This window comes from Pseudomonas sp. HMWF021 (assembly GCF_003061005.1).
Classification (GTDB): Bacteria; Pseudomonadota; Gammaproteobacteria; order Pseudomonadales; family Pseudomonadaceae; genus Aquipseudomonas.
Window position 1 is genome coordinate 21,660 of record NZ_QAIK01000138.1, and the last position, 3,627, is coordinate 25,286.

5 protein-coding genes are annotated in these 3,627 nt (G+C 62.9%); 2 read left to right on the forward strand and 3 right to left on the reverse strand.

Features of this window, described 5'->3' with window-relative positions:
• A complete protein-coding gene (locus DBR18_RS19475) occupies positions 1 to 897 on the reverse strand; it encodes a LysR family transcriptional regulator (RefSeq protein WP_108591522.1) in 897 nt (298 codons plus the stop codon).
• 120 nt (positions 898 to 1,017) lie between these two features.
• On the opposite strand from DBR18_RS19475, the gene DBR18_RS19480 reads away from it, so the two are divergent.
• On the forward strand, positions 1,018 to 1,773 hold the full coding sequence (locus DBR18_RS19480; RefSeq protein WP_108591523.1) for an SDR family NAD(P)-dependent oxidoreductase: 756 nt from the start codon (positions 1,018 to 1,020) through the stop codon (positions 1,771 to 1,773).
• A 105-nt stretch (positions 1,774 to 1,878) separates the two neighbouring features.
• Here DBR18_RS19480 and DBR18_RS19485 read toward each other — a convergent pair whose 3' ends face one another.
• Positions 1,879 to 2,316, reverse strand: a complete 438-nt coding sequence (locus tag DBR18_RS19485; RefSeq protein WP_108591524.1) for a multidrug/biocide efflux PACE transporter — start codon at positions 2,314 to 2,316, stop codon at positions 1,879 to 1,881.
• 89 nt (positions 2,317 to 2,405) lie between these two features.
• Here DBR18_RS19485 and DBR18_RS19490 point away from each other — a divergent pair, with 89 nt between their 5' ends.
• Complete coding sequence (locus DBR18_RS19490) at positions 2,406 to 3,260, forward strand: LysR family transcriptional regulator (protein WP_108591525.1); 855 nt, start codon at positions 2,406 to 2,408, stop codon at positions 3,258 to 3,260.
• A gap of 84 nt (positions 3,261 to 3,344) precedes the next feature.
• Here the strand turns inward: DBR18_RS19490 and DBR18_RS29480 are convergent.
• A partial coding sequence (locus DBR18_RS29480) for a LysR substrate-binding domain-containing protein (protein WP_256588795.1) occupies positions 3,345 to 3,627 on the reverse strand: 283 nt, incomplete at its 5' end.

Below are 3,627 nucleotides of genomic sequence, written 5' to 3' on the forward strand. Positions count from 1 at the left end.
TCAGAGCGTCGAGCGGATGACCTCCCCCAACCACTCCATGAACACCCGCACCCGCAATGGCAAATGCCGCTGCCGCGCATACAGGATGGCAATGCCCATCGCCGGCGCCGTGAACTGCGGCAGCACAGTCACCAGCTCCCCGTTATCCAGATGCGGCTGCATGCCGGTGCGCGGCACCTGTATCAGACCGAAGCCGCCCAGGCAGGCCGATTCGTAAGCATCGGTGCTGTTGACCGTGACACTGCCGGCCATCGGCAGGCGCCGCACCTGACCGTCCTGTTCATACACAAAGCCTTCCGAGCGCGAACCGAGCACGCCGACGTAGTGCACCAGCCGATGCTGCGCCAGATCCTCCAGGGTCTGCGGCACGCCATAGCGTTCAAGGTACGCCGGGCTGGCGCAGTTGATCATCGGGAAGTCGCCCAAGTGCCGCGCCACCACCGACTGATCCGGCTGTGCGCCGATGCGCACCACGCAATCGAAACCCTCGCTGAGCAGGTCGACACGGCGGTCGGTGCTGCTGATTTCCAGTTCCAGATTCGGGTGCCGGGCCATGAACTCCGGCAGCAGCGGCATGATCAGGCGTCGCGCCAGAATGTTCGGCATGTCGACGCGAATCCGCCCGCTCAGCGAGGCCGGATCCTGATGGAACAGCCCCTCAATCTCGTCCATGTGCGACAGCAGATCCTTGCTGCGCTCGTACAGCACCAGGCCGTCCTGCGTCGCCTGCACCTTGCGCGTGGTGCGTTGCAGCAGGCGCGTGCCGAGCAGGGCCTCCAGCGCCTGCACATGCTCGGACACCGTCGAACGCGGCAGCCCAAGGCTCTCGCCGGCCAGGGTGAAACTCGACAGTTCGCTGACCCGGACGAAGGTGCGCAGCAATTCCAGTTTGTTCATGAGAACACCCGTTGATTGTTCGGCGGAGTCGATCAGTGATTCCGGTTTCAGCCTGTTTATCACCCCATGGCGGATAAATAAACTTTGTCCATCACCACTCACCGCAATCGAGGATTTCACATGAGCCGCAAAATCGCATTGATCACCGGCGCCAGCCGTGGCCTGGGCAAGAACGCCGCCCTGCACCTCGCCGCCGAAGGCGTGGACATCATCGGCACCTACAACAGCCGCGCCGATGAAGCCCAGGCGCTGGTGGCGGAGCTGGAACAGCGAGGCGCCAAAGCCGTGATGCTGCAACTGGATGTTGGTCGCAGTGAGACCTTTGCCGAGTTCGCCTCGCGGGTTGAGCAAGCGCTGCAGCAACTGGAGCGTCCGCGCTTCGACTTCCTGATCAACAACGCCGGGATCGGTGTACACGCGGCGTTCGCCGAGACCACCCCGGAACAGTTCGACCTGCTGATGAACATCCAGCTCAAAGGGCCGTTCTTCCTGACCCAGCAACTGCTGCCGCTGATCAATGACGGCGGGCGCATCATCAACATCTCCAGCGGCCTGACCCGCTTCAGCCTGCCGGGCTACGCTGCGTACGCGGCGATGAAAGGCGCGATGGAAGTGCTGACCCGCTACCAGGCCAAGGAGCTGGGCGCGCGGCAGATCGGCGTGAACATTCTGGCGCCGGGCGCCATCGAGACCGATTTTGGCGGCGGTGCGGTGCGTGACAACGCGGCGCTGAACGCGATGGTCGCGAGCAATACCGCCCTGGGCCGCGCCGGGCAGCCGGACGACATCGGAGGCGCGCTGTCGATGCTGCTGGCGCCGGGTGCGCAGTGGATCAACGGACAGCGGGTCGAAGCGTCGGGCGGAATGTTCCTCTAACCGCCAACACCCCCCTGTAGGAGCTGCCGCAGGCTGCGATCTTTTGACTTTGATTTTTTAAAAAACAAGATCGCAGCCTGCGGCAGCTCCTACAGTGGGTTCGGGTTAGTTCTGGCAGGCGTTGCGCTGCACAAACCGCTCCCGCACCACGTCATACCCCCAGTGATACACATAGGTGTACGGCAGGAAGAACAGCAACACACCAATGTCCAGCAAGAACGCCTGCCACAGGCTGACCGACAGCCACCAGGCAATCAGCGGCACGCCCATCACGATCAACCCGCCCTCGAACAGCAGCGCATGGACCACCCGCGTCCAGGCGTTGTGGCCGACGTTCATGCGCTTGAGCATGCGGTCGAAGAAGCCGTTGAACACCACGTTCCACGCCAGCGCCAGCATCGCGATCAGCACGGTCACGGCGCCCATGTCGAGCAACGGTTTTTGCATGATCCACGCCAGCAACGGCGTACAGATAAGAATCGCCAGACACTCGAAACCGATGGCCTGGAGGATACGTTCAGTGATGGATTTGCTGGCAGTCATGGCCTGACTCCTTGAGTGAAGGTGGTTGCCATGATCCACCCTCGCCCCGATACTTCATAACCAATAACCATCGATCAAGGCGATAGTTCATGGCTTCGCAAGAAGTGCTGCTGGCGTTTGTCCAGGCTGCCACTCAGGGCTCGTTTTCGGCAGCGGCGCGAAAACTGGGGCGCAGTCAGTCGACCATCAGTGCCGCAGTGGCCAGCCTGGAGATCGATCTGGACCTGATTCTGTTCGACCGCAGCAGCCGCAAACCGACCCTGACCCCGGCCGGGCACGTGATGCTGCAACGGGCCGAGGCGATTCTGGCGGCCACCAGTCGCATGGAAATGAGCGCCCGGCAACTGGCCCAAGGCGTCGAGCCGAAGCTGACCGTGGCGATTTCCGACACCTACCAGTCAGCGCGATTTGAAGCAGCACTGGTCGATTTCGAGCAGCGATATCCGGACCTGGAGCTGGAATGCCTGATTGCCGAGTGCGACGACCTGATCGAACTGGTGCAGCGTGGCCGCGCCCATCTGGCGTTTGCGGAGATGCGCGACAGCTATCCGCCGGATCTGGTGACCTCGACGGTCGCCGAGCGCACCGACATCGCGCTGTTCGTCAAACGTGACCACGTGCTGACCGGCCTCGAACAGGTCGATCAGCAGGTGCTGGAGCAGCATCGGGAGTTGCGTCTGGCAACCATCGTCAATCCCTACGACAGCCGCGGCAAAGGCCGGGTGTGGTCGGCGCCGAGTTACCTGATGCTGATGGAAATGGCTGAGATGGGGTTTGGCTGGGCGGCACTGCCACGCTGGCTGGTGGGGCGCTTCGGCAACGACACGCTGGTGGAGTTGACGGTGCGTGGCTGGCCTCGGCCGGTGTATGTGGATGCATTGTGGTCGCGGACTTATCCGCCGGGGCCGGCGGGGAGTTGGCTCCTGAGCAAGATGCTGGAATAAAGCAAAAGATCGCAGCCTTCGGCAGCTCCTACAGAAGCATGCGTTTCATTGTAGGAGCTGCCGCAGGCTGCGATCTTTTGATCTTCAGGCCGCTGCAATTTCCAGCGGCCGGTTCTCCTGAAAATACCCCTGCAACCCACGCATCGCCGGCAACTCCAGCGCCTGCGCCGCATAGCACAACCCGACCCGGCGCGTCGGTGCCGGCAAGTGCAACACCCGCGCCACCACCCGCGCATGTCCGCTGACCAATGACTGCGGCAACATCGCCACGCCGACACCCGCCGCGACCATGTGCAACGCCTGCTGCAACGACCCGGCATGCCCGGCCAGCGCTTGTGGCGAGCGCCCGTACAACGCCATCAAGCGC